Source organism: Christensenellaceae bacterium 44-20 (genome assembly GCA_041223705.1).
Classification (GTDB): Bacteria; Bacillota; Clostridia; order Christensenellales; family Christensenellaceae; genus QANA01.
The window spans coordinates 61,198-86,597 of the sequence record JBCLQU010000003.1 but is presented as its reverse complement, the minus strand read 5'-3'; the positions used below and the strand labels follow the sequence as shown (position 1 = coordinate 86,597).

The 25,400-nt window shown below is 58.2% G+C and carries 25 protein-coding genes; 9 read left to right on the top strand and 16 right to left on the bottom strand.

Translation table 11 applies throughout. The features are described 5' to 3' along the window. The first annotated feature begins 649 nt into the window (after positions 1-649). The 3 genes from AALG83_08625 to AALG83_08615 all read left to right on the top strand — a co-directional run bounded on the left by AALG83_08625 (position 650) and on the right by AALG83_08615 (position 4,305). Complete coding sequence (locus AALG83_08625; GenBank protein ID MEY8383214.1) at positions 650-1,567, top strand: EamA family transporter; 918 nt, start codon at positions 650-652, stop codon at positions 1,565-1,567. A 330-nt stretch (positions 1,568-1,897) separates the two neighbouring features. Further along, complete coding sequence (locus AALG83_08620; GenBank protein ID MEY8383213.1) at positions 1,898-3,352, top strand: DnaD domain protein; 1,455 nt, start codon at positions 1,898-1,900, stop codon at positions 3,350-3,352. Continuing rightward, on the top strand, positions 3,349-4,305 hold the full coding sequence (locus AALG83_08615) for an ATP-binding protein (GenBank protein ID MEY8383212.1): 957 nt from the start codon (positions 3,349-3,351) through the stop codon (positions 4,303-4,305). Before AALG83_08620 ends, AALG83_08615 begins: the two co-directional genes overlap by 4 nt. A gap of 225 nt (positions 4,306-4,530) precedes the next feature. On the opposite strand, the gene AALG83_08610 is transcribed toward AALG83_08615, so the two are convergent. Further along, positions 4,531-4,737, bottom strand: coding sequence for a helix-turn-helix transcriptional regulator (locus tag AALG83_08610; protein MEY8383211.1), 207 nt, complete (start codon positions 4,735-4,737; stop codon positions 4,531-4,533). Positions 4,738-4,852: 115 nt separating this feature from the next. Between AALG83_08610 and AALG83_08605 the strand changes: the two genes are divergently transcribed. From AALG83_08605 to nrdG, 3 genes are all read left to right on the top strand, one after another. Beyond that, the gene (locus tag AALG83_08605; GenBank protein MEY8383210.1) at positions 4,853-5,032 is read left to right on the top strand and encodes a CopG family transcriptional regulator; all 180 of its coding nucleotides are present in this window, start codon (positions 4,853-4,855) and stop codon (positions 5,030-5,032) included. A gap of 537 nt (positions 5,033-5,569) precedes the next feature. Further along, positions 5,570-7,906 carry an anaerobic ribonucleoside triphosphate reductase gene (locus tag AALG83_08600; GenBank protein MEY8383209.1) on the top strand — a complete coding sequence of 779 codons (2,337 nt, stop codon included), beginning with the start codon at positions 5,570-5,572 and terminating at the stop codon, positions 7,904-7,906. Further along, positions 7,884-8,417, top strand: a complete 534-nt coding sequence (gene nrdG, locus AALG83_08595; protein ID MEY8383208.1) for an anaerobic ribonucleoside-triphosphate reductase activating protein — start codon at positions 7,884-7,886, stop codon at positions 8,415-8,417. Before AALG83_08600 ends, nrdG begins: the two co-directional genes overlap by 23 nt. Before the next feature lie 409 nt (positions 8,418-8,826). Here the strand turns inward: nrdG and AALG83_08590 are convergent, their stop codons facing one another. From AALG83_08590 to AALG83_08575, 4 genes are all read right to left on the bottom strand, one after another. Next, positions 8,827-9,285 carry an LURP-one-related family protein gene (locus AALG83_08590; protein MEY8383207.1) on the bottom strand — a complete coding sequence of 153 codons (459 nt, stop codon included), beginning with the start codon at positions 9,283-9,285 and terminating at the stop codon, positions 8,827-8,829. 14 nt (positions 9,286-9,299) lie between these two features. Continuing rightward, positions 9,300-9,977 (bottom strand): TIGR00266 family protein, encoded by a 678-nt coding sequence (locus tag AALG83_08585; protein MEY8383206.1) that lies wholly within the window; start codon positions 9,975-9,977, stop codon positions 9,300-9,302. A 55-nt stretch (positions 9,978-10,032) separates the two neighbouring features. Continuing rightward, positions 10,033-10,521: a GNAT family N-acetyltransferase gene (locus AALG83_08580; protein MEY8383205.1), complete on the bottom strand. Its 489-nt coding sequence runs from the start codon at positions 10,519-10,521 to the stop codon at positions 10,033-10,035. Between the two features lie 284 nt (positions 10,522-10,805). Then, complete coding sequence (locus tag AALG83_08575; protein MEY8383204.1) at positions 10,806-11,021, bottom strand: helix-turn-helix transcriptional regulator; 216 nt, start codon at positions 11,019-11,021, stop codon at positions 10,806-10,808. Between the two features lie 239 nt (positions 11,022-11,260). Between AALG83_08575 and AALG83_08570 the strand changes: the two genes are divergently transcribed. Beyond that, a complete protein-coding gene (locus AALG83_08570; protein ID MEY8383203.1) occupies positions 11,261-11,437 on the top strand; it encodes a hypothetical protein in 177 nt (58 codons plus the stop codon). A 157-nt stretch (positions 11,438-11,594) separates the two neighbouring features. On the opposite strand, the gene AALG83_08565 is transcribed toward AALG83_08570, so the two are convergent. From AALG83_08565 to AALG83_08540, 6 genes are all read right to left on the bottom strand, one after another. Beyond that, positions 11,595-12,542: a lysylphosphatidylglycerol synthase domain-containing protein gene (locus AALG83_08565; protein ID MEY8383202.1), complete on the bottom strand. Its 948-nt coding sequence runs from the start codon at positions 12,540-12,542 to the stop codon at positions 11,595-11,597. Continuing rightward, the gene (locus AALG83_08560) at positions 12,539-13,690 is read right to left on the bottom strand and encodes a polysaccharide pyruvyl transferase family protein (protein ID MEY8383201.1); all 1,152 of its coding nucleotides are present in this window, start codon (positions 13,688-13,690) and stop codon (positions 12,539-12,541) included. The genes AALG83_08565 and AALG83_08560 overlap by 4 nt, the downstream gene beginning before the upstream one ends. 15 nt (positions 13,691-13,705) lie before the next feature. Then, positions 13,706-15,358: a radical SAM protein gene (locus AALG83_08555; GenBank protein MEY8383200.1), complete on the bottom strand. Its 1,653-nt coding sequence runs from the start codon at positions 15,356-15,358 to the stop codon at positions 13,706-13,708. A 417-nt stretch (positions 15,359-15,775) separates the two neighbouring features. Beyond that, the gene (locus AALG83_08550) at positions 15,776-16,315 is read right to left on the bottom strand and encodes a ferritin family protein (GenBank protein ID MEY8383199.1); all 540 of its coding nucleotides are present in this window, start codon (positions 16,313-16,315) and stop codon (positions 15,776-15,778) included. A gap of 706 nt (positions 16,316-17,021) precedes the next feature. Continuing rightward, positions 17,022-17,570: an ATP-binding cassette domain-containing protein gene (locus AALG83_08545; GenBank protein ID MEY8383198.1), complete on the bottom strand. Its 549-nt coding sequence runs from the start codon at positions 17,568-17,570 to the stop codon at positions 17,022-17,024. Continuing rightward, positions 17,567-18,298 carry an ABC transporter permease subunit gene (locus AALG83_08540; GenBank protein ID MEY8383197.1) on the bottom strand — a complete coding sequence of 244 codons (732 nt, stop codon included), beginning with the start codon at positions 18,296-18,298 and terminating at the stop codon, positions 17,567-17,569. Before AALG83_08540 ends, AALG83_08545 begins: the two co-directional genes overlap by 4 nt. 229 nt (positions 18,299-18,527) lie before the next feature. Between AALG83_08540 and AALG83_08535 the strand changes: the two genes are divergently transcribed. After that, positions 18,528-19,061 (top strand): Crp/Fnr family transcriptional regulator, encoded by a 534-nt coding sequence (locus AALG83_08535; GenBank protein ID MEY8383196.1) that lies wholly within the window; start codon positions 18,528-18,530, stop codon positions 19,059-19,061. A 733-nt stretch (positions 19,062-19,794) separates the two neighbouring features. Next, positions 19,795-20,823, top strand: a complete 1,029-nt coding sequence (locus AALG83_08530; GenBank protein MEY8383195.1) for an MqnA/MqnD/SBP family protein — start codon at positions 19,795-19,797, stop codon at positions 20,821-20,823. A gap of 848 nt (positions 20,824-21,671) precedes the next feature. On the opposite strand, the gene AALG83_08525 is transcribed toward AALG83_08530, so the two are convergent. The 5 genes from AALG83_08525 to AALG83_08505 form a co-directional block, all read right to left on the bottom strand. Continuing rightward, a complete protein-coding gene (locus tag AALG83_08525; protein ID MEY8383194.1) occupies positions 21,672-22,316 on the bottom strand; it encodes a DUF6709 family protein in 645 nt (214 codons plus the stop codon). Positions 22,317-22,328: 12 nt separating this feature from the next. Beyond that, positions 22,329-22,988 carry a DUF6709 family protein gene (locus AALG83_08520; protein MEY8383193.1) on the bottom strand — a complete coding sequence of 220 codons (660 nt, stop codon included), beginning with the start codon at positions 22,986-22,988 and terminating at the stop codon, positions 22,329-22,331. A gap of 476 nt (positions 22,989-23,464) precedes the next feature. Then, positions 23,465-24,106: a DUF6709 family protein gene (locus tag AALG83_08515; protein MEY8383192.1), complete on the bottom strand. Its 642-nt coding sequence runs from the start codon at positions 24,104-24,106 to the stop codon at positions 23,465-23,467. Continuing rightward, positions 24,085-24,771: a DUF6709 family protein gene (locus AALG83_08510; GenBank protein MEY8383191.1), complete on the bottom strand. Its 687-nt coding sequence runs from the start codon at positions 24,769-24,771 to the stop codon at positions 24,085-24,087. Before AALG83_08510 ends, AALG83_08515 begins: the two co-directional genes overlap by 22 nt. Continuing rightward, positions 24,750-25,337 carry a DUF6709 family protein gene (locus AALG83_08505; GenBank protein MEY8383190.1) on the bottom strand — a complete coding sequence of 196 codons (588 nt, stop codon included), beginning with the start codon at positions 25,335-25,337 and terminating at the stop codon, positions 24,750-24,752. Before AALG83_08505 ends, AALG83_08510 begins: the two co-directional genes overlap by 22 nt. Positions 25,338-25,400 lie beyond the last annotated feature (63 nt).

Below are 25,400 nucleotides of genomic sequence, written 5' to 3'. Positions count from 1 at the left end.
TACGGTCAAGGGCTTACGGTCAAGGGCATAGGGGAATTTTTGAAAAAATCCCCCTAAAACCCCAAAAACTTTTGGCGATGGAATATGGGGCAGGTGCGGGCCGAAGGATTCTGCCTGCCCGATGACATGGTATGGGGGCATTGCCCCCATGTTTGCCCCTTGGCCGTTTGGCAGAGAACGGGGTGCGGCCCCGGCAAGGCAAAGGTCAAGGGCGATGAGTAATCATGGGGCTCCGCCCCATACCCCATGACTGGGATAATAAAAACAGGAGAACATGTGCTCTCTGGCAAATGGACTTCCGGCGGCGTATCCGAGGCGCGCAGGAAACGGGAGAGTATTTGCTCTCTGAAAAACTGATTTTCAGCGCCGCGTGCGGCAATAGCAGGTTCTGCCGTCCCGCCAATCGGGTATCGCGGAGCAGGCCAAGCAAGCAGAGCCTGTGCGAGCATTTGCTGGCTGGCAAACCGACTGCCGGCGGCGCGTGCGGCAATAACAGGTTTCGCCGTCCCGCCAATCGGGTATCGCGGAGCAGGCCAGGCAAGCAGAGCCTGTGCGAGCATGTACTGGCTGGCAAACTGACTGCCAGCGGCGCGAGCGGAAATAACAGATTCCTGCGCCCCATCAATCGGGTATAGAAAGGAAAATACAAGTGAATCACGAAAACCAAAGTTCTCTCAAGCATACAGCATCGATTTTAGCATCCGGCAGCCTTTGGGGGACGATTGGGCTGTTCGTGCGGGTGCTCACTCCCAGCGGGCTGACTTCTCTGCAACTGGTGTTTCTGCGCAGCGTGGTAACGGCGCTGGGCCTGCTGGCCTATCTGCTGATTTTTCGGCGGGAAGCGCTTAAAATCCGCCTGAAGGATATCTGGGTTTTTGCCGGGATGGGCATTTTGAGCGTGCTGTTCTTCAGCGTCTGCTATTTTTCCACCATCCAGATGGCAGACCTCTCGGTGGCGGCGGTTTTGCTCTATACTTCGCCAGTCTTTGTCATGCTGCTCAGCCTGCTGCTGTTTCGGGAGAAGCTAAACGCCAGGAAAATTCTGGCGCTTTGCTGCTGCCTGGGGGGCTGCGCGCTGGTCTCGGGCGTTTTGGGCGGCGCCCATAGCCTGACGCTCCCCGCCCTCATTACCGGCCTGCTTTCCGGCCTGGGCTATTCACTCTACGGCATTTTTGGGAAATTTGCCGTAAAAAAGGGCTACGGCGCGCTGACGACCACGTTCTATACCTTCCTGATTTCGGCGGCCGCGGCAATTCCCTTTTCGGGATTGGGGGAGATTCCGGCCAAATGCGCGGCCCAGAGCGGTTCGGTTCTCCTGATTATCCTGCTGGGCATCGTAACCAGCGTTCTGCCGTATCTGCTCTATACTTACGGGCTGACGGGCATTTCGGCCAGCAAAGCGGCGATTTTTGCCTCGGTCGAGCCAGTGGTCGCCATGCTGCTGGGTCTGCTGTTCTTTGGCGAGCCGCTGACGCTCTCGGCTGTCGCCGGCATGGCGCTGGTGCTGGGCGCGGTGGTTCTGCTTTCCTGCGAGGGCAAGAGCAGCAAGGCCAAGGGCAACGGGTAATCATGGGGGCAAGGTTCAAGGTCAAGGGCGGTGGGTAATCATGGGGCTCCGCCCCATACCCCATGACTGGGATAATAAAAACGGGAGAGCATTTGCCCTCTGAAAAACTGATTTTCAGCGGCGCGTGCGGCAATAACAGGTTCCTGCGCCCCATCAATCGGGTGTGGAGAGGCAATAACAGGTTTCGCCGTCCCGCCAATCGGGTATCGCGGAGCAGGCAAGGCAAGCACGTCCTGTGCGAGCATGTACTGGCTGGCAAACTGATTTTCAGCGGCGCGAGCAGGAACGACAGGATCCACCGTTGTATCAATCGGGTAAGGAAGAGAAACTATGGAGTTTAGCAAAGACCTGCTGGATTTTGTCAGCGTGCCGCGCTTCGCGGTGGAAGCGCTGCTGCAAAAAAGCGAATCCAGCATTCGAGTGTATCTATATGGCCTGGTGCGGGGCAGCGCGGAGGCAGAGCAGATGGCGGGCGAGCTGGGCCTTTCCCGGGCGCAGGTGCTGGAAGCGCTGGAGCAGCTGGAAGCGGCCGGGCTTTTGCGCGTGCAGGCAGGGGGCGGGAAGGTGCAGTATCTGCTGCAATCCGCCGCTCCCGCGCCCGAGGCAGACCCATACCCGGACCGGGAGTTCAACGAAACCCTCCAGGCCCTGTTTTCAGACCGCCCCCTCTCCTTTTCGGATTACAAAGCTTTTTACGAGATTCTCGAGGTCTACGGTCTCTCCCGGCCGATTATCCTGATGCTGGCGGAATACTGCATCAATACCAACCAGAAGGGCAACCGCGTGGCCATGAGCTATATCCGGCAGGTGGCCAAGGCCTGGGCAAAAGAGGGCATCGATACCATCGAGCACGCCCAGATGCATATGGCCGCCCTGGCAGAGACGGCCGGCGGCGCCAGGGAAGTGCTCCGGCTGCTCAAGATTGGCCGCCTGCCCACGGACAGCGAGCAGGAGCTCTATGAGAAATGGGAGCGGGAGTGGGGCTTTTCCTTTGCCGCCATCAAGGCCGCGACAGCCGCCACCACCAGCGCCCGGTATCCCAGCATGAAATACCTGGACGGCATCTTGAAAAATCTCCGGCAGGAGGGCGTGCAGACGGCGTCCGGCGTGCGCAGCTATTTCGCAGACCACGAAGCCGAGGACGAGCAGATTAAGGCGCTGCTCCGGGCGGTCTCTGCCCCCAGCCTGGCCGTGGCCCCGGCGCACCGCAGGGCCTACCGGCATTTCCTCGAGATGGGCTATGGCCAGCAGGAGATGCTGATGGCCTGCGCCCAGGCCGTGCGCGCGGGCAAAGCCAGCCTGGATGCCGTGGAAAAAATCTTGCAGGATTGGCAGAAAAAGGGCCTTCTGCACCAGGATGAGATTGCGGCCGCCCAGGCCGAGCAGGAGCGCCGGCAGGAGAAAATCGCGGCCATGCACGCGGCGGCGGGCGTCAAGAAGCGCATCACCCGGGCAGACGAGGCCCTGTATCAGAAGTTTTTGGATTACGGTTTTGGCGAGGATGTCATCGCGTTCGCGGCCTCCTGCGCCTATGGCATGGCCGCGCCCCTCAAGGCCATGGATGCCATCTTGTCCCGCTGGAAGCAGGCCGGCGCCATGAGCCTGCCCGCCGCAAAGGAGCAGAACGAGCAGTTCCGGGCAGGCCGGCAGAAGAGGGGCGGCGCATCTGCCATCGATGAGCGGGAGTATGCCCCGGGCGAGCTGGATGCCAAGGTTTACGACCCCATCGAGGAGATTTTGCGCGGGCAGTCCCGGCAGAAGGATTCGGAGGGCGATACGCAATGACGTTGCAGGAACTTTTAGCACAATACGACCGGCGGCGCGGCGCCGCGGAAAAGCGCCTGGCAGAGCAGGAGCAGGCGCTCTATTCGGCGCACCCTGCCCTTGGCGCCCTGCAGGAGCGGCGGCAGGAGCTGATTTTGGGCCAGCTTTTGGCCGTCATGAAAAACCCGCAGGAAAAGCAGGCCGCCCTGGAAGATTTCGCCCGGCGCATGGAGCAGCTGGAGGCGGAAAAGACCGAGTATATCTGCGCGCACGGCATCGAACTGCCGCGGCTGGAAGTGCAGTGCCCGCTCTGCCAGGACACCGGCTATCTCCAGCAGGGAAACCGCAAAAAATTTTGCCCCTGCCTGCGGGAACAGCTGTATGAGAAGGTATTGGGCGGCCAGAAGGTTGCCGCGCTGGAGGGCAGTTTTGCGGCGTTTGACGCGGGCATTTTCCCGGATACCCAGCAGGGCGGCCAGGCCAGCCAGCGCAGCCGGATTCTGGCCATCCGCTCGTTTGCCGAGGGCTACTGCCAGGCTTTTCCCGAAAACCAGCAGAAGCAGCTGTTGTTTATGGGCAAGCCCGGCCTGGGCAAGAGCTATCTGCTCGCCTGCATCTGCAAGCGGCTTGCCGAGCGGCAGAGAGATATCTGCTATCTGGGCTCCTACGCGCTGTTCGAGCTGTTTCACCGGGATAGGCTGGGCGAGGCCGCGCTGTTAGAGCCGGTCTACGAGGCCAAGATTTTGGTGATAGACGATCTCGGCAGCGAGCCCATGACGCAGAACGTGACAAAGGAGTATTTCTTCGATTTGCTCTGCGCTCGGGAGCGGGCCGGTTTGCACACGTTCATGGCCACCAACTGCACGGCCGACCAGCTGCGGGAGCGCTACACCGAGCGCGTTTCTTCGCGGTTGCTCTCCCGCCAGCAGAGCATGGTCATCCGCTTCTCCGGCGAGGATTTGCGGCTGCTTTAGGGCAAGGTCAAGGGCGGCTCTTAACCATGGGGGCACGGCCCCCATACCCCCTCACTTGAGAGGATAAATGGGGCAGTGCGGGGATGGATTTTGTGCGGCGGACAGAGAATGGGGAGAGCATTTGCTTTCTGGCAAACTGGCTTCCAACACCGCGTGCGGAAGTGAAAATTCTTACCGTTCTATCAATCGGGTGCGGAAAATAAAAAACAGGCATTTGCCTGTTTTTTATTTTCTCTCATTTGTCAGCCCGGCCAGATAATCCAGGCTCACGCCATAATATTTCGCCAAACGAATGGCGACGTTCAAAGGAATTTCCCGCTCACCACGCTCGTAATTAGCATATGTGGTTTTATACATGCCAAGCTCCTTTGCAAGCTGCCGCTGGCTCAAATCTGCATCTTCCCTTAAATCCCTGATTCGCCGATAACGCATCTTTTTCCCCTTGCATATCATTCATTTTTTATTGACATAGTACACCAAATGGTGTTTAATTAGAAAAGATGGACATCATTTAATGTCCAAAACAATTCACCAAAGGGAGAAAACCATGTTTGAAATTCAAAAAGGGGCAGGAGCAATCCGCGTTAAAACCATCCGCCTTCCAGATGAGCTTTTTCAGCATCTTGACGAGCTTGCCCGGGACAACGGCATTTCTATGAACGCTTTGATTCTGCAATGCTGCAACTATGCATTATGCAGTATGGAAAAACAGCGGCAAGAAGGATAGGAAAAAAAACAGCACAGACGCTTCTGTGCTGTTCTTTTATACCCGAATGATGGAGCAGTGGAATCTGCCAGCTCTGCACGCGCTACTGGAAGCCGGCTTGTCAGGGAGCAAATGCTCTCTCCTGCGGAGGGCGATACCCGATTGATAGAGTAGCGGAATCTGCTATTGCCGCACGCGCCGCTGGAAGCCGGCTTGTCAGAGAGCAAATGCTCTCTTATTTTTATTATCCCAGTAAGGGGGTATGGGGGGCGCGCCCCCATGGTTAAAAGTGGCCCTTGACCTTCTCCTGTTGCCAAAAATTTCCACCAAAAAATTTTTGGTATGCGAAAAATTCATAAAGTGCGGATAAGCCCATGGCTATCGCAAAATCTGGGGGAGGAGAGTGGAAACGGCCCCGAAAAGAAATATTGACACCCACCACCCATGGCGATATAATGGAAAGGCAGAACCGATAGTACACAATATCTTGTGTACTATTTTTACGAAAAAGTAATATATAGCATGGATAAAAGTTAGGATTGGAAAGGGCGGAAGAGTATGTTTGCGACGATTATCAAAAGAGACGGCCGGGCAGTGGCATATGACAGAAGCAAAATCGAGGTAGCCATTGAGAAGGCCATGGAGGCAGGCGGCCGGAGAAACGCCGGGCAGGCGCAGCGCCTGGCAGAGCTGGCCGAGGACAAACTGGCCGAGAAATTCATCGACAGAGACCCTGGCGTCGAGGATATTCAGGATGTGGTAGAGCAGGTTTTGATGGAGAATGGCTATGCCCTCATCGCCAAGCGCTATATCCTGTACCGCGCCCAGCGTACCCGTGCCCGGGAGATGAATACGCACCTGATGCGCACATATGACGAGCTGACCTTTGCCGACGCGGCAGACAGCGACCGCAAGCGGGATAACGCCAATGTCGACGGCAATACCGCCATGGGCACCATGCTGCAATACGGCTCGGAGGGCGCGAAGGACTATTACCAGAAGTATATTTTAAGCGAGGAGCAGTCCCGGGCGCACCGGGAAGGGGATATCCATATCCACGATATGGATTTCTATACCCTGACGACCACCTGCTGCCAGATTGACCTTCTAAAGCTCTTCCACGGCGGCTTTTCCACCGGCCACGGCTTTTTGCGCGAGCCCAACGACATCGCCAGCTATGCGGCGCTGGCCTGCATCGCCATCCAGTCCAACCAGAACGACCAGCACGGCGGCCAGAGCATCCCGAACTTCGATTACGGCCTGGCGCCGGGCGTCGTGAAAACCTATAAAAAGCGCTATGCCCAGAACTTCGAGCGCGCGGCCGAGATTCTCTGCCCTGGCGCCGGGATTACGGAAAAGGGCATGCGGGAATTGATTGCTAAAATCGAGCAGGAGCAGGGCTGCTATCCGAACCTGGATGAGAACCCGGCCTATCTGGCGGCGGAAAAAGCCGCGCTGGCCGGCAAGATCGCGGACGAGACGATTGAGAAGCTCCAGGCCTTTGCCTGCGCCCACGCAGGGGAGGAGACCGAGCGGGCGACGTATCAGGCCATGGAGGGCCTGGTGCACAACCTCAATACCATGCACAGCCGCGCCGGCGCGCAGACGCCCTTCTCCTCCATCAACTACGGCACGGATACTTCCGCCGAGGGCAGGCTGGTGATGAGAAGCGTCATGCTGGCGACGGAGGCTGGCCTGGGCCGGGGCGAGACGCCCATCTTCCCCATCCACATCTTCCGCGTCAAAGAGGGCATCAACTACAACCCGGAGGACCCGAACTACGATCTCTTCAAGCTGGCCTGCCGGGTCTCGGCAAAGCGGCTGTTCCCCAACTTCTCCTTCCTGGATGCGCCGTTCAACCTGCAATACTATAAGCCCGGCCATCCCGAGACGGAAATCTGCTATATGGGCTGCCGGACGCGCGTCATGGGCAATCACTACGACCCCAGCCGCGAGATCTCCTATGGCCGGGGCAACCTCTCGTTTACGTCTATCAACCTGCCCCGGATTGCCATCAAGAGCAACGGCAATCTGGAGTGGTTCTTCGAGGAGCTCCAGCGCAAGATGGACCTCTGCACCGGGCAGCTGCTGGATCGCTTCGCCATCCAGGCGGCCAAGAAAGTCAAGAACTATCCTTTCTTGATGGGCCAGGGGGTTTGGATCGATTCGGAAAAGCTGGGCACAGACGACACCGTCGGCGAAGTTCTCAAGCACGGCACGCTCTCCATCGGCTTCATCGGCCTGGCCGAGACGCTCATCGCCCTCATGGGCAAGCACCACGGCGAGAGCGAGGAGGCCCAGAACCTGGGGCTGGAAATCGTGCACTTCATGCGCGACTATGTGGATAATAAGAGCCAGGAGACGGGGCTGAACTTCACGCTGCTGGCCACCCCTGCCGAGGGCCTTTCCGGCCGGTTTGTGCGCATGGATAAAAAGAAATACGGCGTCATTCCCGGGGTGACGGACAAGGAATACTACACCAACAGCTTCCACGTTCCGGTTTACTACAACATCGGCGCGTTCGACAAGATCCAGAAGGAGGCGCCCTACCACGCGCTGACCAACGCCGGCCACATCTCGTATGTCGAGCTGGACGGCGATACGGCCACCAACGTCGAGGCGTTCGAATCCATCATCCGGGCGATGAAGGAGGCGGGCATCGGCTATGGCTCTGTCAACCACCCGGTAGACCGGGACCCAGAGTGCGGCTACTGCGGCATCATCGGGGATGAGTGCCCCCGGTGCGGCAGAAAAGAGGGCGAAGACGGCGAGGGCTTTGAGCGCATCCGCCGCATCACCGGCTATCTCGTGGGCACGGTGGAGCGGTTCAACGACGCCAAGCGCGCCGAAGAGAGGGATCGGGTGAAGCACGATGTCGGATTGCAGTCAAAATAAAATTCACGTCGCCGGGCTGATTGGCGATTCCATTGTGGATGGCCCGGGGCTGAGGGCGGTGGTGTTCGTTCAGGGCTGTGATAAGCGCTGCCCCGGCTGCCATAACCCCGAGGCCCAGAGCTTCGAGGGCGGCACGGCCTACACCCCGGAGGAGATTTTTGAGAAAATCCGCAAAAGCCCGCTCTGCCGCGGCGTTACCTTTTCGGGCGGCGAGCCGCTCTGCCAGGCCGAGGCGCTCATTCCCCTGGCAAAAATGCTCAAAAAGGCGGGGTACGAGCTGGCCATGTATACCGGCGATGTGTATGAGCAGGTGATGGCGGCGGGCGGCGCAAAGGCCGAGCTGGTGCGGCTGGTGGACGTGCTCATCGACGGCCCCTTCCTCCAGGAGCAGAAGAGCCTGCTGCTGCGCTTCAAGGGCTCGAAAAATCAGCGGATTATCGATGTTCCCGCGTCCCTGGAGCAGGGCAGCGCCGTTCTGGTGACCGCCGAGCGCTGGGTAGGCGAGCAATAGGCAAAATAAAAGCAAGTGCGTTTTTGTGCACTTGCTTTTTTATACCCGAATGATGGGAATGCGGAACCTGCTAGCACTGCACGCGCCGCTGGCAGTCAGTTTGCCAGGGAGCAAATGCTCGCTCATCATGTGCCCGCCCCTTCGCGAAGCCGAGAGCTGGCTTGCCAAGGGCGTTTTTATCATTAGGGGCAAGCCCCTAATAACCCTTTGATGGGAACAAAAGGCTTGCTGGATCCTGTATGCTCGCACATGTGGTCAGAGTTTGCTGTTCTCTGTGGCCATGCCCACCGCACGCGCTTTCTCCCCACGCTATCCCATTCTATTATCCCAGTAAGGGGGTATGGGGGCGTGCCCCCATGTTAGCCCAAGGCCCTTGACCTTTACCCTTGAACTTGCCCTTCCCCCTCCGCTAATTGCTGTCGGCCAGACAGCAGTCGATGCCCAGAGCCACGCAGATGGCCAGAATCTCGTCCTGGGGGCTGCGCACGTCGATGCAGTAGCTGTCGCCCCAGGTAAACCACTCCTTGCTGACGTGCGCCACCGGCCCAAACGGCGCGTCGATGGAGTATTCGTGGGAGAAAACGTCGCCAGCAACATCCCAGTTCGGCCCCAAAACCTGATAGCGCCGGGAAAACCAGGCAAACTGCTCGGCAATCTCCGCGGCCAGGCTGCCCGTGATGTAGATGCGGAAGCGGTGCAGAAAGCTCCAGAGCTTCTGCTCCAGATACGCGATTTCCCGGCCGCCCGGCTCGTAAATATGCAGCTTGTGGCCCCAGGAAAAGAGCTCCCCGCGCACATAGTAGCGGGGGATGCCCTGCTCGTCGCAGATGGAGAACTCCTCCCGCCAGCTCCAAACCTTTTGTTTCATGTAAAAACGCACGGCTAATTCCTCCTTGCAGGCAGATAGGGCAGAATGCGCCCGGCAAACTCCGCCATGTTGATGGTTTGCAGCCAGACCTTGCCCGGCCCCTGGAGCACGGTCAGAAACAGGCCCTCGCCGCCAAAGAAGATGTTGGCAAACCCGCGCACGGTCTCGGCGGTGTAGGAGACGCTGCCCTCCCACGCCGCGACGTTGCCCGTGCTGACTTTGATGACCTCTCCCGGCGCAAGATTTTTCTCGACGACCGAGCCGTCCAGCTCTAAAAACGCCATGCCCCGGCCGGAGAGCCGCTCCAGGAGCAGCCCTTCGCCGCCGAAGAAACCGCCCCGGCCAAGCTGCGGGGCAAGGGAGAGCTCGGCGCCTTCCGTCGCGCATAAGAACGACTGCTTCTGGCAGATATATTCCCGGCCATCCAGGGCCAGCGGCAGAATCGAGCCCGGGAAGGAGGAAGAGAAGGTGATTTCCGCCCCCGGCCGCTGGGCTGTGTAGGTCGCCATGAAGATGGATTCCCCGGCAAACATGCGCCCGAGGCTTTTCATGACGCCCCCGCGCATGTTGGTCTCCATGGAAAAGCCGTCGCTCATCCACGTCATCCCGCCAGACTGCGTAAACACCCGCTCGCCCGTCTCCATCCGAAGGGTTACGGCCGGCAGGTTTTCTCCAAATATCCGATACTGCATTTGCTTTTCTCCTTCCAAAAATGCAAAAAGCGCCTGCCAGGCAGGCGCTTTCCCGTTATTCTATCCGATTGCTGCGGGATTCCCCGAGGTTTTTGCGCAGAATGAGGAACCGCTCGTTCTCCAAATCCTCCGGGCTGGCGGCGTTGATGACATGGAAGCCCAAATCCTGCTGATAGATGCGCAGCGCCTTCTGGTTGCGCGGGCTGGAAATCACTTCCACCATGCGCACGCCGGATTCTGCCAAATCCGAAAACGCGCTCAAAAGCAGGGACTGCCCAATGCCCTTGCCCGATTCCCGGGGGCTGGTCAGGATGCTGTAGAGGAAGGCCCGGCCGGGGTTATCGAAATCCCGCAGGAAATAGGCCGCCCCCAGCACTTCGTCGTATTCCAGCGCCGCATAGACCCGCCCGTAGCGGATGAGAGACTGCGCCTCGAAATAGCCAAGGTTCGCGTTTTTGGAGCCGTTCACCTGCCGCTCCAGCTGGACGATCTGTTCCAGCATATCCGTATCGCTGTCGCTGATGCAGAAATATTCGATTGCCATATTCTATCCTTTCTTTGCTTGCGCGCCCCGCGCGCTTATCAGCACCATTATAACAGGCGCGCCGCCGCTTTGCAACGGAAAAGCTGTTTTTTGCCGCCAAGGGAAAAGGCAAAGGTCAAGGGCCATTCTTAATCATGGGGTTTCACCCCATACCCCCACACTTGGGTATGAGAATGAAGCAGCGGAGATGGGTTTTGTGCGGTGAACAGAGTCTGTGCGGGCATGTGCTCCCTGGCAAATTGGCTGACAGTCCCGGCCGCGGCAAATTCCGTGCTTGGGACACTTTATTCTATTTTAGCCTCCTCTTTAATATACTCGCAGATGTCCTCTATCTTGCAGTCCAGTATTTCACAAAGGCGGTCGAGTGTAGTGGTTGTTGCTGGCATATTCTTATTTAAGCGCCGGATAGTGCGCTCATTCATATGGTAATTTTTTACGAGAGAGTATTTTGTAATCCCTCTTTTTTTCATGGTCTCCCACAGTTTGTCGTATACAATCACTTTTTTACTTCTTTCTATTGATTTATTCTTATTATTACATTAAAATAGAAGAAGGTATACCGGTAACATATTACCGTTGTTTTGGGTTATCCTCCCAAGCGTTTTGGGGATTTTTTCAATATACACCCACCCGCGCACTCGATTTGCGAAAGCAGGCACGGTGAATGTGTTTGGAAGATGTGCTTTGTTTTTTGTGCCGGGGGGATAACAGTCAGATACAAGAAAAAGGAGGAAAGATCATGTTTCAAATTGAAAAAGGAATCGATGCGTATACCTCGCGGAGCATCCGTTTTCCGAATACGCTTTTGGAGGAGCTTGCGCAGCTCGCCTATGATAATAATATTTCCATGAATGCACTGGTTCTGCAATGCTGCGAATATGCACTGAGCAATCGGAAAAAAGAAAAAGAAGAATAAAACCAGCGGGGGTGCCGCTGGTTTTATTGTTTATGGAAAATTATCCTATTTTTGTATAAATTTTTTCCGCATTACCCCCATTACAATAAGATAATGGGGGTATGGGGGCTTGCCCCCCATGTTAGCCCAAGCCCTTGACCTTGAACCGCCCTTGCCCTTACTCCTCCTGCTCCTTCTTTTTGCCAAAGCCGAGCGTCAGGCGTGCGGCGGCGTAGAAGACCAGGTCGCCCAGGATGGATTGCAGGCTGGCCAGCGTCACCACCACCAGCACCACCTCCCGGGGGAACACCGCGCCCAGCAGCACCACCTGCAAACTCTCCTTGACGCCCAGCCCGGCCGGAGCGAAGAGCGCCGCCATGCCGATGGCCGTGGCCGCGCAGTTGGCCGCAACCACATAGAGGAAATCCGCGAAAGAGACCTTGCCGAATACGGACAGCGCGATGATGGCAACCGCCATGCCCGAGAGAATTTTTGCGCCCACAACCACCGCCGTGCTGAGCCAGATGGGCCCGCCGGTCATGCGGTATTTTTCGTCGATGGCCGTGCGCCTCAGCACTTTGTGCACCAGGTTTACCAGGAAGTTGAACACCCGGGGCACCAGGCAGAGCAGCAGAGCCGCCGTCAGCGCGTAGGTCAGGTAAATCAGGCTGTCGTCCACCCCCGGGGCGCGCTGAATGACCAGGAAAAACACCGCCGCGACCAGCAGACTGCCGATGACTTGCAGCATACTGTCCAGAAACGAGGTGATGACGGCCACGTTTTTGTCCACCCCTTCCTGCGCGGCGAAGTAAATCTTGCCGCCCACCCAGGCGACTTTGCCCGGAATATACCGCCCAATCCAGGACTGCGCGTAGATGGAATACAGTTTTTTCGCGGGCAGGGCGTTGCCATAGGGTTTGAGCTGTAAATTCCAGGCCAGGGGCTGAAGCAGCAGCCCAGCCATCCGAACGGCGAAGGAAACCGCCATGAATCCCCAGGCAATCTCTACGTTTTTGATGGCGCTCCAGTCAATATCCCGAAAATACAGGACGATGAACACGAGCACCAGCAGATAAAAGGCCCAGACAAAGGCTTTCTTGCAGATTTGTTTTGTTTTTGCTTTCATTGTTCTCCTTTTTGCATGAGCTCCGCGAAGAGGCGCGCGTTCTGCTGTTCCTTCTCCTGCATTTGCAGAGCCCCGGCCGTCTCTGCCCGGCCGTCCAGCGCGGGCTGAACCAGCCGCCAAAGCGCGTCCGCATCCATGGTATCCACATGCACAGCCTCCGCGCCCAGCATCTGTGCCAGCCCGGCGACTTTATCCTGATAGACGATGGGCACCATGGGAACACCCAGGTCTGCCGCGTAAATCAGGCTGTGCAGGCGCATCCCCAGCAGAAGCTTGCTCTGGCCGATGACGGCCAGGGCGTCCTGGGGCGTCATGGAAGGCTCGTCGATGGTAAAATTGCCCAGGTTTTGGGGCAGCTTTGCCAAGATATCCCGGGCGACTCCCGCGTCTCTGCCCCGGCACATGGATAAAAACACCGCGGGCAGCCCCAGCTCATCGTTGATGCGCTGGGTGATCTCGGCCATCACGCTGGTATACCTGGCGTATTGCCGGGCGTTCTTGCGGCTGCGCAGGCCCAGCCGTGTGGCGATTTTCACGGGGATGACGGCGTTCGTGTCATACCAGTGCCGGATGGCGATGCAGACGTATTCCCTGGGCAGATCGTATTTCTGCCGGGCGGCGGCCTGCTCCTCCGGGGTGGGCGGCTCCAGGCTGAATGCCGGGTCTGCCGTAACCTGCGCCCCGGCTACGCCCAGCCGCTCTAAAAGCTCGGCCGAAAGCGCGTCCCGCAGCGTGATGAGGTGCACTTTTTTCAGCGCCCGGGCGGCCATGCGCCGGTTGATGCCAAAGCGCAGCTCGCCCACGCTGTTGGCGTAAAGGCAGGTGGTCTTGCCCATGCGCTGGGCCAGCCGCAGTTTGGCCAGCCAGCGGGAGGGGTTGAAAATCGTCGTCTTATCCTGCAGCAGCCCGCCGCCTCCCAGGATGAACACATCGCATTCGGCAATGGCCTGGCGGCAGGCGGCGTCCCGTTCGCCCAGGGCGCGGATGCCCATGGCCCCGTGCAGGGCCAGCGTCTTTTCCGGGCAGAGGGAGATGACGGCAACCTCAAACTCCGGTGTATAGCGGCGCAGGAGCACCTGTAAAATCGCCTCGTCGCCCGAATTTTCCATGCCCGAGGCGCAGTGGATCACCATTTTTCTCTTTTGCATGAGCCGCGCTCCTCTCTAGCTATGCCAGAAGTTTTCCTTTTTCAGCTTGCCCTGGCGCAGCAGCCGGAATTTGCCCTTGAACCAGGCCACGATATACTTGCCATACTTCTTGATTAAGAAGGAATAGACGAAGTGATAGCAGAACCACCTGGGGTTGAGCCAGAATTTCCAGGCCGGGACATACGGCTTTGGCACGGCGGTCAGCTCTTTGCGCACCTTTTTGTCGTTAAAGTCCACATGCTCGTAGGGGTAGATGATAGAGCCGTCCTCCGCGAAGGTAACGCCGCCCTGCTCGATATAGCTGTTGACGTTGTTGCCCGCAAGGTCTGCGTAATCCAGCTCGATGTAGTCGGCGATGTCGTCCACAGCCGCCAGGGGCACCAGCCCCGGGAAGGGTTTGGGCTCCAGGTCCAGCGCCAGGCGCTCGTCGAACAGGTTGCCGTAGTGCCGGTCGCCGACGTAGCTGTCGCACATCTCGATTTTGCCCTGGTTGTCCACCAGAATATGCGTAACGCCCAGCATGGAGAGCCTGCCCAGCCCGCTGACTTCGCAAAGCTGGTATTTGAGGTTGGCCTCGTCCATGTATTTGGCCGTCTTGTTCCACTGTTCGCGGCTGAGCGCGCCCGGGTATTTGCGGCCGCGGTATAGCCCCCGGAAGGCCCGGATATGCACGCGGTAGCCCTTTTGCTGGAACCGGGGCAAGTAGAGCTTCTCAAAATCGTCCATCTGGTTCGGATACATGACGTATACGATGGAAGGCTCGATGCCCGCGGCCCGGAGCTGGTCGCATTTTTCCAAAAACGGCTCAATGCCGATCTGGGTGGGGTGGAAGGAAGTGTTGATATTCAGCCGGCCTTCCTTTGCCAGCCGCGTCTCCAGCAGGCGGTCCAGCTTGAGGGAGACGTTGGAAGTAATCTTGGCTTCCCAGCGCGGGTGCCGCCCGATCATCTCCAGCACATCGTAGAATTTGCTGGCGATCATGGGCTCGCCGTAGGAGAAGTAGAAAACCGTGTGCTGGTTCTCGAAATGACGGCTGAAAGCCTGCTCCCATTTATCCATATCGAACTGGAAGTGCATCCCTTTGTTGACGCTGGTGGCGACGTAGCAGTAGGGGCAGGCGTAGTTGCAGTGGGCATACCTGCCGTTGAACTGCCAGAGCACCAGCATCTGCGTGCGCTCGATGAGCGGCGCGGCCACGGCGGCGGTAAACTGGGCGGCCTGCTCTGGGGCCACGGCCTTGCGGCCAAAATCGTGCCGCCATCTGCCGTGCACATCCGCGATGCGCATCTGGAGCTGCTCTGCCACCCGGCGCAGTGCGGCGTTATAGGCCCGGGCGCCCTTTTGGGGCGGCAGCGTCAGCAGCACGCCCATGGCCCCGGCGTCTTGGACCATCCGGCAGAGCGCCAGGAGCGCGCTCTCGTATTCCTCCGCCGGGATGCCCCGGGCCAGATCGCCCAGCCCCGTGGCGATGACGGCTGTCGTCGCGCCGGCAAGCGCGGTTTTGGCCGCCTCTGCCAGCGCCGCCGTGCTCTGCTCGTCCACCAGCTGGCGGCAGCGGATGTGGTAGCGGGCAGGGTCGTACCGCCCGGCAAACTTTTCCTCCAGAATGGGCGCAATCTCTCCCGCGCGTCTATCTCCCAAAAACAAAATATCGCTGTTTTTTTCCATGTTTTTCTCCTCACAGTCCGCGCAATGCAGACTCTTACCATGATATACCGATTATACTGAAAACCGCTTTTACTGTCAAACTCCTGCACCCGAATGACAGGACAGTAAAACCTGCCAGTCCCGCACGCGCCCACTGCCCCAAGCTCCATTTCTCCGCACAAAAAGAGCGGCGCTGATGCACCGCTCTTCCGTGTTTTTTCATTGTGAGGGGGTATGGGGCTTTTCTGCACCCGAATGGAAGGAATGTAGAATCTGTCAGTCCCGCACGCGCCGCTGAAAGTTATTTAGCCAGAAAGCACATGCTCTCCCATTCCCATTATCCCCATAATTGGGGTATGGGGGCGCGCCCCCATGTTCACCCATGCCCTTGACCTTGAACTTGTTATCTCGCCAAAGCCTTGGCCTTTTGCCCTCTTTTTAGAAGTATCTCTTGAGCAGGCCCTCGAAGCCCTGGCCGTGCCGCGCCTCGTCCTTGGCCATCTCGTGAACCGTGTCGTGAATGGCGTCCAGGTTCTGCGCCTTGGCCAGCTTAGCCAGCTCGAACTTGCCGGCGCAAGCGCCTCTCTCGGCGTCGGCGCGCAGCTGCAGGTTCTTCTTGGTGGAATCTGTAACGACCTCGCCCAAAAGCTCTGCGAACTTGGCCGCGTGCTCTGCCTCTTCAAACGCATAGCGCTTGTAAGCCTCGGCGATTTCGGGGTAGCCTTCGCGCTCTGCGACCCGGCTCATGGCCAGATACATGCCGACTTCCGTGCACTCGCCGGTGAAGTTTGCGCGCAGACCCTCGAGGATTTCCGCGTCTACGTCCTTAGCGATGCCCACGACGTGCTCAGTCGCGTAAGCGGCGCTTTCCGTCGCCTCGGAAAAGCTGGAAGCGGGCGCCTTGCACTGCGGGCAAGCCTCCGGGGGGTTCTCGCCTTCATATACATAACCACAAACTTTGCAAACAAATTTTTTCATATTGGGGTTCCTCCGTTTCAAATGTTAGAAAAGGCTTCTTTTCATAGTTATAGTATAGCGTGTTTTGAATCGGGAGAGTAGTTGCAAATGCAACAATTTCTTGGATATTTGCCAAAATTTCTCTAAAATTTACCATTTGGACTTATGCAGTTTCTGCATAAAATTTTCGGGCGGAAGCAGAGGCAGGGCCGAAAATTGCCCGCAGTTTTGAGCCTTGCCCAAAAGGGGGGGAGCAGCCCTGCTCGCGCCGCCGCACCCGAACGATGGGGCGGCAAAATCTGGCAGTTCTGCCCGCGCCGCCACACCCGAATGATGGGGCGGCAAAATCTGTCAGTTCCACACGCGTCGCTGCACCCGATTGATAGAACAGAAAAACCTGGCAACTCTGCCCGCGCCGCCGTCAGCCAGTTTGCCAGGGAGCAAATGCTCCCTCATGTTCTACCCGCCGCACAAAATCTATCCCCGCATTGCCCCATTTATTATCCCTAGTGAGGGGGTATGGGGGCGTGCCCCCATGTTTACCCATTGCCCTTGACCTTCGCCGCGCTCATGCCCGCCGCATCGGCTTTGCACCGCGCCATCCCATTATAATAGTGAGGGGGTATGGGGGCCGTACCCCCATGTTTACCCATCGCCCTTGACCTTGAACTCGCCCTTTTGCCCCGCCCATATAAAAAGAGCAGGCGGCCGCCTGCCCGTTTTTGCGCTATGTGAGGGAGAGCGTGGGGATGCCCAGCTCCTGCGGGCGGTGCGAAGCAAAAAGCGCCGCCTTGCCGGCTGTCGCCTCCCGGATGGCCGCCAGCGTTATTTGCAGAGTCTGGTCGTCCAGCCCCCGGAAGGGCTCGTCGAATAAATACAGCTCTGCCGGAAAAGCCAGCGCCCGGGCAATGGCCACCCGCCGGGCCATGCCGCCCGAAAGCTGGGCGGGCCTGGCGTCCAGAAAATCGCCCAGCCCCAGCTTGCAGAGCCAGCGGCGGGCCTCCTGCTCGGGGCAGACCAGCGCGACGTTTTGCAGTGCGCCCAGCCAGGGCAGCAGCCGGTCATCCTGGAAGAGATAGCAGATGCGCTCGGTTTTGCGCAAAATCTGCCCGCTATCCGGGTTTAGTAGCCCGGCGGCCAAATTCAGCACAGTGCTCTTGCCCCGGCCGGATGCGCCCACCAGGCAAAGCTGCTCTCCCGCGCCCAGCGAAAAGGACAAGTTTTCCAAAACAGCGCGCCCACCAAAGCGCTTGCAGACGTTTTCAAATACAATCATGTGCCCCTCCTTGCCAGAAGCCGCCGGAAAAGCTGCTCCAGCGCCATGGAGAGCAGGATAATTGCAATCGTCCAGGCGAAGAGGTCTGGCATTTCCAGATAGATTTTGGATTCATACAGCTCCCGGCCCATGGAAAACTGCGGCCGGCAAATGACCTCCGCCGCGATGCCCGCCTTCCAGGCCAGCCCGATGGAAGAGAGCGCCGCGGCAGAGAAAAACGGGCGCATGGAGGGCAGGTAGAGATGGCGCAGTTTTTGCCATTGGGAGAAGCGGTAGGCCTTGGCCATCTCCAGCAGCTTTGGGTCTGTGCTGGCAAAGCCCTGGGAGACGTTCCCCCAGGCCACGCCCAGCACCATGAGCATGGCCGTAAAGACCGGGACGCTGTCCGTCGCCAGCCAGACCAGCACCAGGATGATGAAGGAGGCCACGGGCGTCGAGCGGATGATGGCGAGAAGCGGGGAGAGGAACGCGCCTGCCGCCGGGCAAAAGGCCGAGACGCCGCCCAAAAGAAGTCCCAGCGCCAGCCCCAGCAGATAGCCCAGCAGGATGCGCCCCATGGAGAGCGCCGCGCTCTTCCAGAACACCCCTTGGCCGCAGAGCGCCCAAAGCCGGGCCAGCACGGCCGCCGGAGCGGGGATGAGCAGTTCCTGGCCCACCAGCATGGCAGAAACCTGCCAGATGGCCAGCCAGACCGCCGCGATGAGCAGTGTGCGCAGTGCTTTTTTCATGGGCTCCCTCCTTTTGCAAGATAGCTCTATTATACTCATTTTCCCAAAAAACTCAAAATGCTCTTGCGCTTTTGGCCAAAACAGGCTACAATATTGCCGTAAAGTGTATTATATGAGACACTAATTGGAGGATGCCTTGGAAGTTTTGCAAAACTGCCCGCTCTTTTCCGGGTTTGAGAGAGAGGAAATCAGCATATTGTTGGGGCGCGCCCAGCCTCGGCGGTGCAAAATGAAGAAGGGGGAGAAGGTTCCCGCGGGGCATCTGGGGCTGCTGCTTTCGGGCAGGCTCTGCATCAAGGGCCATGCCGCAGACAGCCGGAGCATCCAGCTCAACCATGTGCTGCCCGGCGCGGCGTTTGGCGCCGCGGCGCTTTTCCTGGAAGGAGCGGCGCTTTCGGATACGTATGCCGAGATTGCCAGCGAGGTTTTGCTCTTAAATGCAGAGCAGGTCTTTGCGATGATGGATGAATGCCCGCTGTTCCGCAGAAACTATCTCATGTTTTTATGCGGGCGCATCGCGTTTCTCAATCAGAAGATTGAGACGCTTTCGGGCTACACTGCCGAGAGCCGGCTTTTGGCCTATTTACAGCAAAAACAGCAGGGCGGTGTTTTGCGGATACGCAATTTCAGCGCGCTGGCCGGTGTGCTGGGCATTTCCCGGGCTTCGCTCTACCGCGCGCTGGACGCGCTGGCGGATTCCGGCCAGATTGCGCGCCAGGGCGGCTGCATTCTGGTTCAGGGGCAGGGGAGCGAAGGGCAATAAGGCCAGGGGGCGAAGGTCAAGGGATGAAGTTCAAGGTCAAGGGCCATTCTTAGCCATGGGGGCAAGCCCCCATACCCCGCGATGGGCAAGAGAATGGCGAAGGCCAAGGGCTTTGGGTGAACATGGGGCAAAGCCCCATACCCCTTGCTATCTTATTATAATGGGATAGCGCGGGAAGAAAGGCTGTGCGGCGGGCAGAATAGGAGAGAGCATGTGCTGGCTGGCAAACTGGTCGGCAGCGCCGCGTGCAGGACTGACAGATTGCACCGTTCCATCAATCGGGTATAGAAAACGGGAGAGCATTTGCTCTCTGGCAAGCGGATTGCCTGCGCCGCGAGTGGAAATAGCAGTTTCCACATCCTCGTCATTGGGGTGCGCCCTCCGCAGGAGTGTGCGGGCATGTGCCAACTGGCCGACTGGTTGGCAACGTCGCGTGCGGCTCTTCCAGATTGCACCGCTCCATCAATCGGGCTTGGGCATTGTCCTCCGCAGGGGTGTGCGTTTCCCCTTCCCCTCTGATTCCTTCCCTAGTGATGGGGTATGGGGCGGGAGCCCCATGTTCACTCATTGCCCTTGGCCTTGCGCGCAAAGCACGGGAGAGCATTTGCTCCCTGATAAGCCGACTGTCAGCGCCGCGTGCGGAATTGACAGGTTCCACCGTACTATCAATCGGGTGTTGTATAAAAACGCGGGAGCGTTTGATATAAAAATTTAGTTTTAAAGGAGCTTTGTTATGATGAAAAGAACACTTGCGCTGATTTTGGCGCTGGCAGTGGCAGTCCTGGGATTCGCCGGCTGCGCGAAGAAGGTGGAGCCTGCGCCCACGGCAGAGGCGTCCCCCTCGGCTTCGGCGCCTGCGGAGAAAACCAAGGTCAGCATCGCGGCGCTCAACGGGCCGACGGGCATGGGCATGGTACAGCTCATGCAGAAAAACGACGCCGGCGAGGCGGCAAACGACTACACCATCGCGCTGGTAGGCGCGCCGGATGAGATTGTGGGCAAGCTGACCAGCGGGGAAGTGGATATTGCGGCTGTCCCGACCAACCTCGCCGCCACGCTCTACAACAAAACGCAGGGCAAAATCCGCATTGCGGCCATCAATACCCTGGGCGTGCTGTATGTGGTGCAGACGGGCGAAGAGGTGAAGAAGGTCGAGGATTTGGAGGGCAAGAAAATCTACGCCTCCGGCCAGGGCAGCACGCCGGAATACGCGCTGAATTATATCCTGAAGGCCAACGGCCTGGAGGGCAAAGTGAAAGTGGAATACTGCGCGGAGCACAGCGAAGTCGTGGCCAAGCTGGCCAGCGGTGAAGCCAGCATTGCGCTTTTGCCCGAGCCTTTCGTTACGGCCAGCAAGGCCAAGGTGGAAAACCTCAGCACGGCGCTGAACATCACCGAGCTTTGGGAGGACGCCTGCAAGAAGGAAGGCAAGAGCGGTGTGCTCTCCATGGGGTGCGTGGTCGTCCGTGCGGAGTTTGCCGAGCAGAACCCGGATGCGCTGAACGCGTTTTTGGCGGAATACCAGGCCTCTATCGAGTATGTCAACGCCAACAACGAGCAGGCGGCGCAGTTGATTGCGGATTACGGCATTGTGGCCAGCGCGGAGATTGCGAAGCAGGCCCTGCCTGCTTGCAACATCGTCTATATTGACGGCGTTACCATGAAGGATTCCCTGGCGAATTTCTTCGCCGTTCTGCTGGAGGCTAACCCGGCTTCTGTGGGCGGCCAAATCCCCGCTGACGATTTCTACTACGTCAAATAGCAGGGAAGGTTTCAGGTCAAGGGCTATTCTTGGCCATGGGGCTTTGTCCCATATCCCATAAAAAAGAGAAAATAAAGAAAGAGCTGATACGGAGAAACCGCATCGGCTCTTTTTATACCCGAATGATAGGAATGTGGAATCTGTCAGCTCTGCACACGAAGCCGCAAATCATTTTATCAGAGAGCGAATGCTCTCCCGTTTTCTATCCACCCGGCGCATGACGCTATACCCGATTGATGGGACGGCGCAACTTGCTATCGCCGCTCGCGGAGCTGAAAGCCAGCTTGTCAGGGAGCACATGCTCGCACAGTTTGTGCCTGCCGCACACGGCGCTACACCCGATTGGCGGGACAGCGGAACTTGTTATCGCCGCTTGCGGAGCTGAAAGCCAGCTTGTCAGAGGGCAAATGCTCTTCCGTTTCTTGCCGCCCGCGTATCCAAGGTCAAAGGCTTTCGGTAAACATGGAGCTCCCGCCCCATACCCCATCACTGAGCAAGGGGGAGAGGATAAACATGCATCCCTGCGAGGGCAGCACCCGATTGGCGGGATAGTGAAGTTTGTCAAACCCGCGCGCGACACACCCGAATGACGGGACAGCGGAGCCTGTCAATCCCGCCCGCGCCGCTGATAGTCGGTCAGTCAGGGAGCAAATGCTGGCACAGTCTCTGCCCGCCGCACAACCTTTCTTCCCACGCTATCCCATTATAATAAGATAGTAAGGGGGTATGGGGCTTTGCCCCATGTTTACCCAAGGCCCTTGACCTTTGCCATTCTCTTGCCCATCGCGGGGTATGGGGGCTTACCCCCATGATTACCTGTGGCCCTTGACCTTATCCCTTCCCCCCGCTTAAATCTCTCTGCCGCAAACCTCCCGGGCGAACTGTCGGATGTCCTTCTGGAAAAGCGCACTGCGCTCGTCGCTGTACCCAGTGGCGATGCCGGAAGTACTTTTTTTGAACAGAGTCAGCGAGTCTGCGGCGGCCTCTTCGGGCATTTCAAAAAGCATCAGCGCGCCGGAAAGGAAGCAGAGGGCCAGATAGTGGCGATAGTCCCTGGCTTCGCGCGTCGATGCCTCCCATACGGCGCTCTTGTGATGGTAAACCCAGAGAATCTCCTGCGTCTCGTAGAGATATGTCTCGGGGCCCTTCTGCACAAAAACCCACGCGCCTGCAATGCACAGATAGCCATTGTGCCGGGCGGCGGCATAGGCCTGCTCCAGCTGGCGCTGGGTGAGCGCCGGATCCGGCGCGGCCGCAATATACTGGCGCACCCGCTTCTGATAGCCGCCCAAAATAGCATAGAGCATGCGGCATATGCCGTAAAGCGCAGCAGGCCCCGCAAAGAGACAGAGGATAACGCCAAAGGGATGGACATACGCTTTGCTGAAAATGCCCGGCAGAAATATCGCGAGATAGGCGGCGCAAAGCGCCGTCAGGATCATCGAGAATTTATTGATGTGTGAAAAACTGAGCTTTGCCAGATTACGGTACATGGCCGCCCTCCTCTATGCTTCGTCTGTCTCGAGATTTTTTTGCAGCTCCGGGTGGCGGACGAGATGCAGAACTTCCGCGATATTGCGGGTGTAGAGCCGCATCAGGCTGTCGCTGTAACCCCGGATGATGGCAGGCGCGCTCTCGCGGAAGGCGGCAATGCACTGCTCGCAGGCCCATTTGGGCATACGGAATTCCCTAAGCTGGCCATCGTTCATGCCCAGCACCAGGCTGTGATGCCAAACGACAATCAGCCCGCTGTGCCCCGTAGATAGCCGCTGATAGACCCAGAGGATTTCCTGCGCCTCATAAAGATGCGTTGCCGGGCCCTTTTGGATGAGCACCCACGGCCCCGCGATACAGATGCGGTTAAGTGGGTTGGCGGCGGCGTAGGCCTGCTCCAGCTGCTGGGCAGTCAGCGCGGAATCCGGCGCTTTTTTGATATAGCCGCGGATGCGGGATTGGTATCCCCCGCAAAGGGCATAGACCATGCGGTAAATCCCGAACAGGCCGGGAATGAGAGAGCCCAGAGCCGCGCCAAGCATCACAGACGCCCCCCGGGCAAAAGCGGTAAACAGTGTGCCGCCAAACATCAGCGAGAAGAGCACCAGCGGAATGGAAAGCTTGAGGCTGATGATAAAACTGGTCTTTTTCAAATCTTGATAGAGTTTCATGCGCGATTCTCCTCCTTGGCGGCTTTTATATACCCGAATGATAGGGATGTGGAATCTGTCAGCTCTGCACGCGAAGCCGCAAATCATTTTATCAGGAAGCAAATGCTCTCCCGTTTTCTATCCATCCGGTGCACGCAGCGCTGCACCCGAATGAAAGGAATGTGGAAATTGCTATTACTGCACGCGGCGCTGGAAGTCAACTTGTCAGAGGGGCACATGCTCTCTCATGATGTACATTACCGCACGCAGCGCTACACCCGAATGAAAGGAATGTGGAAATTGCTATCATTACACGCGGTGCTGGAAGTCAACTTGTCAGAGGGGCACATGCTCTCTCATGATGTACATTGCCGCACGCGGCGCTACACCCGAATGAAAGGAATGTGGAAATTGTTATTATTACACGCGGCGCTGGAAATCAGCCAGTCAGTCAGTGCATGCTCACACAGGCTCTGTCAGTTCTGCACGCGAAGCTGTCAGTCAGCGCATGCTCGCTCCTGCACCAGCCGGTTAAATTCGTCGCGGTCGCTCTGGTAGAGCTGGAAGAGCTCTTCGCTGTAACCGCGGACGACAAAGGGCGCGTGGACGCGGAACTCCACCAGCGCCTGATCCACATCCCATTGGGGCATGAGAAACGGGGTGCAGGTGCCGTCCGCCTCACAGACTGTGAAATAATGGCTGTTTGAAAAGAGCAGTCCGCGGTAGACGGTTTGGGTCTGCTTATAAACCCAGAGAATCTCCCGTGTCTCGTAAAAATACGTGGAAGGGCCTCTTTGGATGAGCGTCCAGGGCCCCGCGATGCAGACGCGCCCGCCCTTTTCCGCATCGGCATACGCCTGGTCCAGCTGCCGGGCAGTCAGCTCAGGGTCCGGCGCGGCGCTGATATAGTTACGGATGCGCCCCTGATAGCCGCCAAACAGCGCAAAAAGCAGGCGGCCAATTCCGCCGATGCCCGGGAGAAACGCAAAGAGCAGCTGCGGGAAGGCATCGGCAAAGCCCGAGCGCGCCAGCGCTTTGATGCTGCCCGGAATGAGCGCCGCCGATAGCAGGATGAGCGGAACTGAGAGTTTGAGGCAGAAAATCAGGCTGTCTCTTTTCAGCTGTCGGTAGATGTACATGCGTCTTGCCCTCCTTGTTTGGCAATGGTCTGCTCCTGCCGCTGGCGGACGGCTTTGATGAATTTGAACCGGTCGTTTTCATAGAGAGAGGAAAGCTGCCTGCTGTAGCCGCGGACGACAAAGGGCGCATACGCCGCAAACGCCTGGAGGCACTGCCGCACCTCACCCTCAGACATGCAAAACTGAAGGCGCTCATCCCTGTCGCAGATGGTGAGATAATACGTGTGGGAAGAAATGCCCCTTCTGCGGACGGTCTGGGTAAACTGATAGACCCAGAGGATATCCAGCGTCTCGTAAAGATATGTCGCCGGGCCATTCTGCACCAGCGTCCAGGGCCCGGCAATGCACAGGCAGTTTAGGCTGCGGTCTGCCTGGCCGTAAGCCTGCTCCAGCTGCTCCAGCATCAGAGCAGGATCCGGCGCGCTTTTGACGTAGGCGCGCACCCGGGACTGGTAGCCCCCGCAGAGCGCATAGACCAGGCGGCAGATGCCCCAAAGCCCGGGCAGGCAAAAAAAGCCCAGGGGAGTGGAAAGCAAATCAGATAAGCCAGACGAAGAAGCAGAGGCGAGCATGCCAACAAACAGCACGGAGAACACAATGAGCCAAACTGAGAGCTTGAGGCAGGCGCGCAGGCTCTGCTTTCTTAATTCGCGGTAAAGATACATGTGTTTTGCCCTCCCATTGCCGTATTCATCGCCTGCTGGCGCTGGCGCACCTGTCGGGCGAAGCCTTGAAGGTCGCTTTGGTAAAGCCGCAAAAGCGCATCGCTGAAGCCCAGAACGACGAACGGCGCATACGCCTCAAAGGCGGAAAGCGCCTGCATAAGCATTGTTTCGGACAGCGGGAATTTGTCCCGGTGGCCGCCCGCATCGCAGACCACGAGAAAATTGCCGCCGTAATGATCCCGAGGATATCCCTGCACAAAGCGGTAAACCCAGAGAATCTCGGAGGTTTCGTAAAGATGCGTGGCCGCGCCGTCCTGCACCAGCGTCCAGGGCCCGGCGATGCAAAGGTGGCTTAGGCGGCGGTCTGCCTGGCTATAGGCCCGCTCCAGCTGCTCCAGCGTCAGATTCGGGTTTGGCGACTGCGCGATATAGCGGCGCACCCGGGATTGATACCCGCCGCGCAGGGCATAGACCATGCGGCCAATCTCTATCAAACCGGGCAGGCTGAACAGGAGGAGGCCAATCACATCCCAGGGGAAGAAGGTGCCGGAGAGAAATACAGGCACGAAAATTGCTGGCAACAGAAGAAAGCTGATAAGGGAAGGGATTCCTTTTTTCAGGACAAAAGC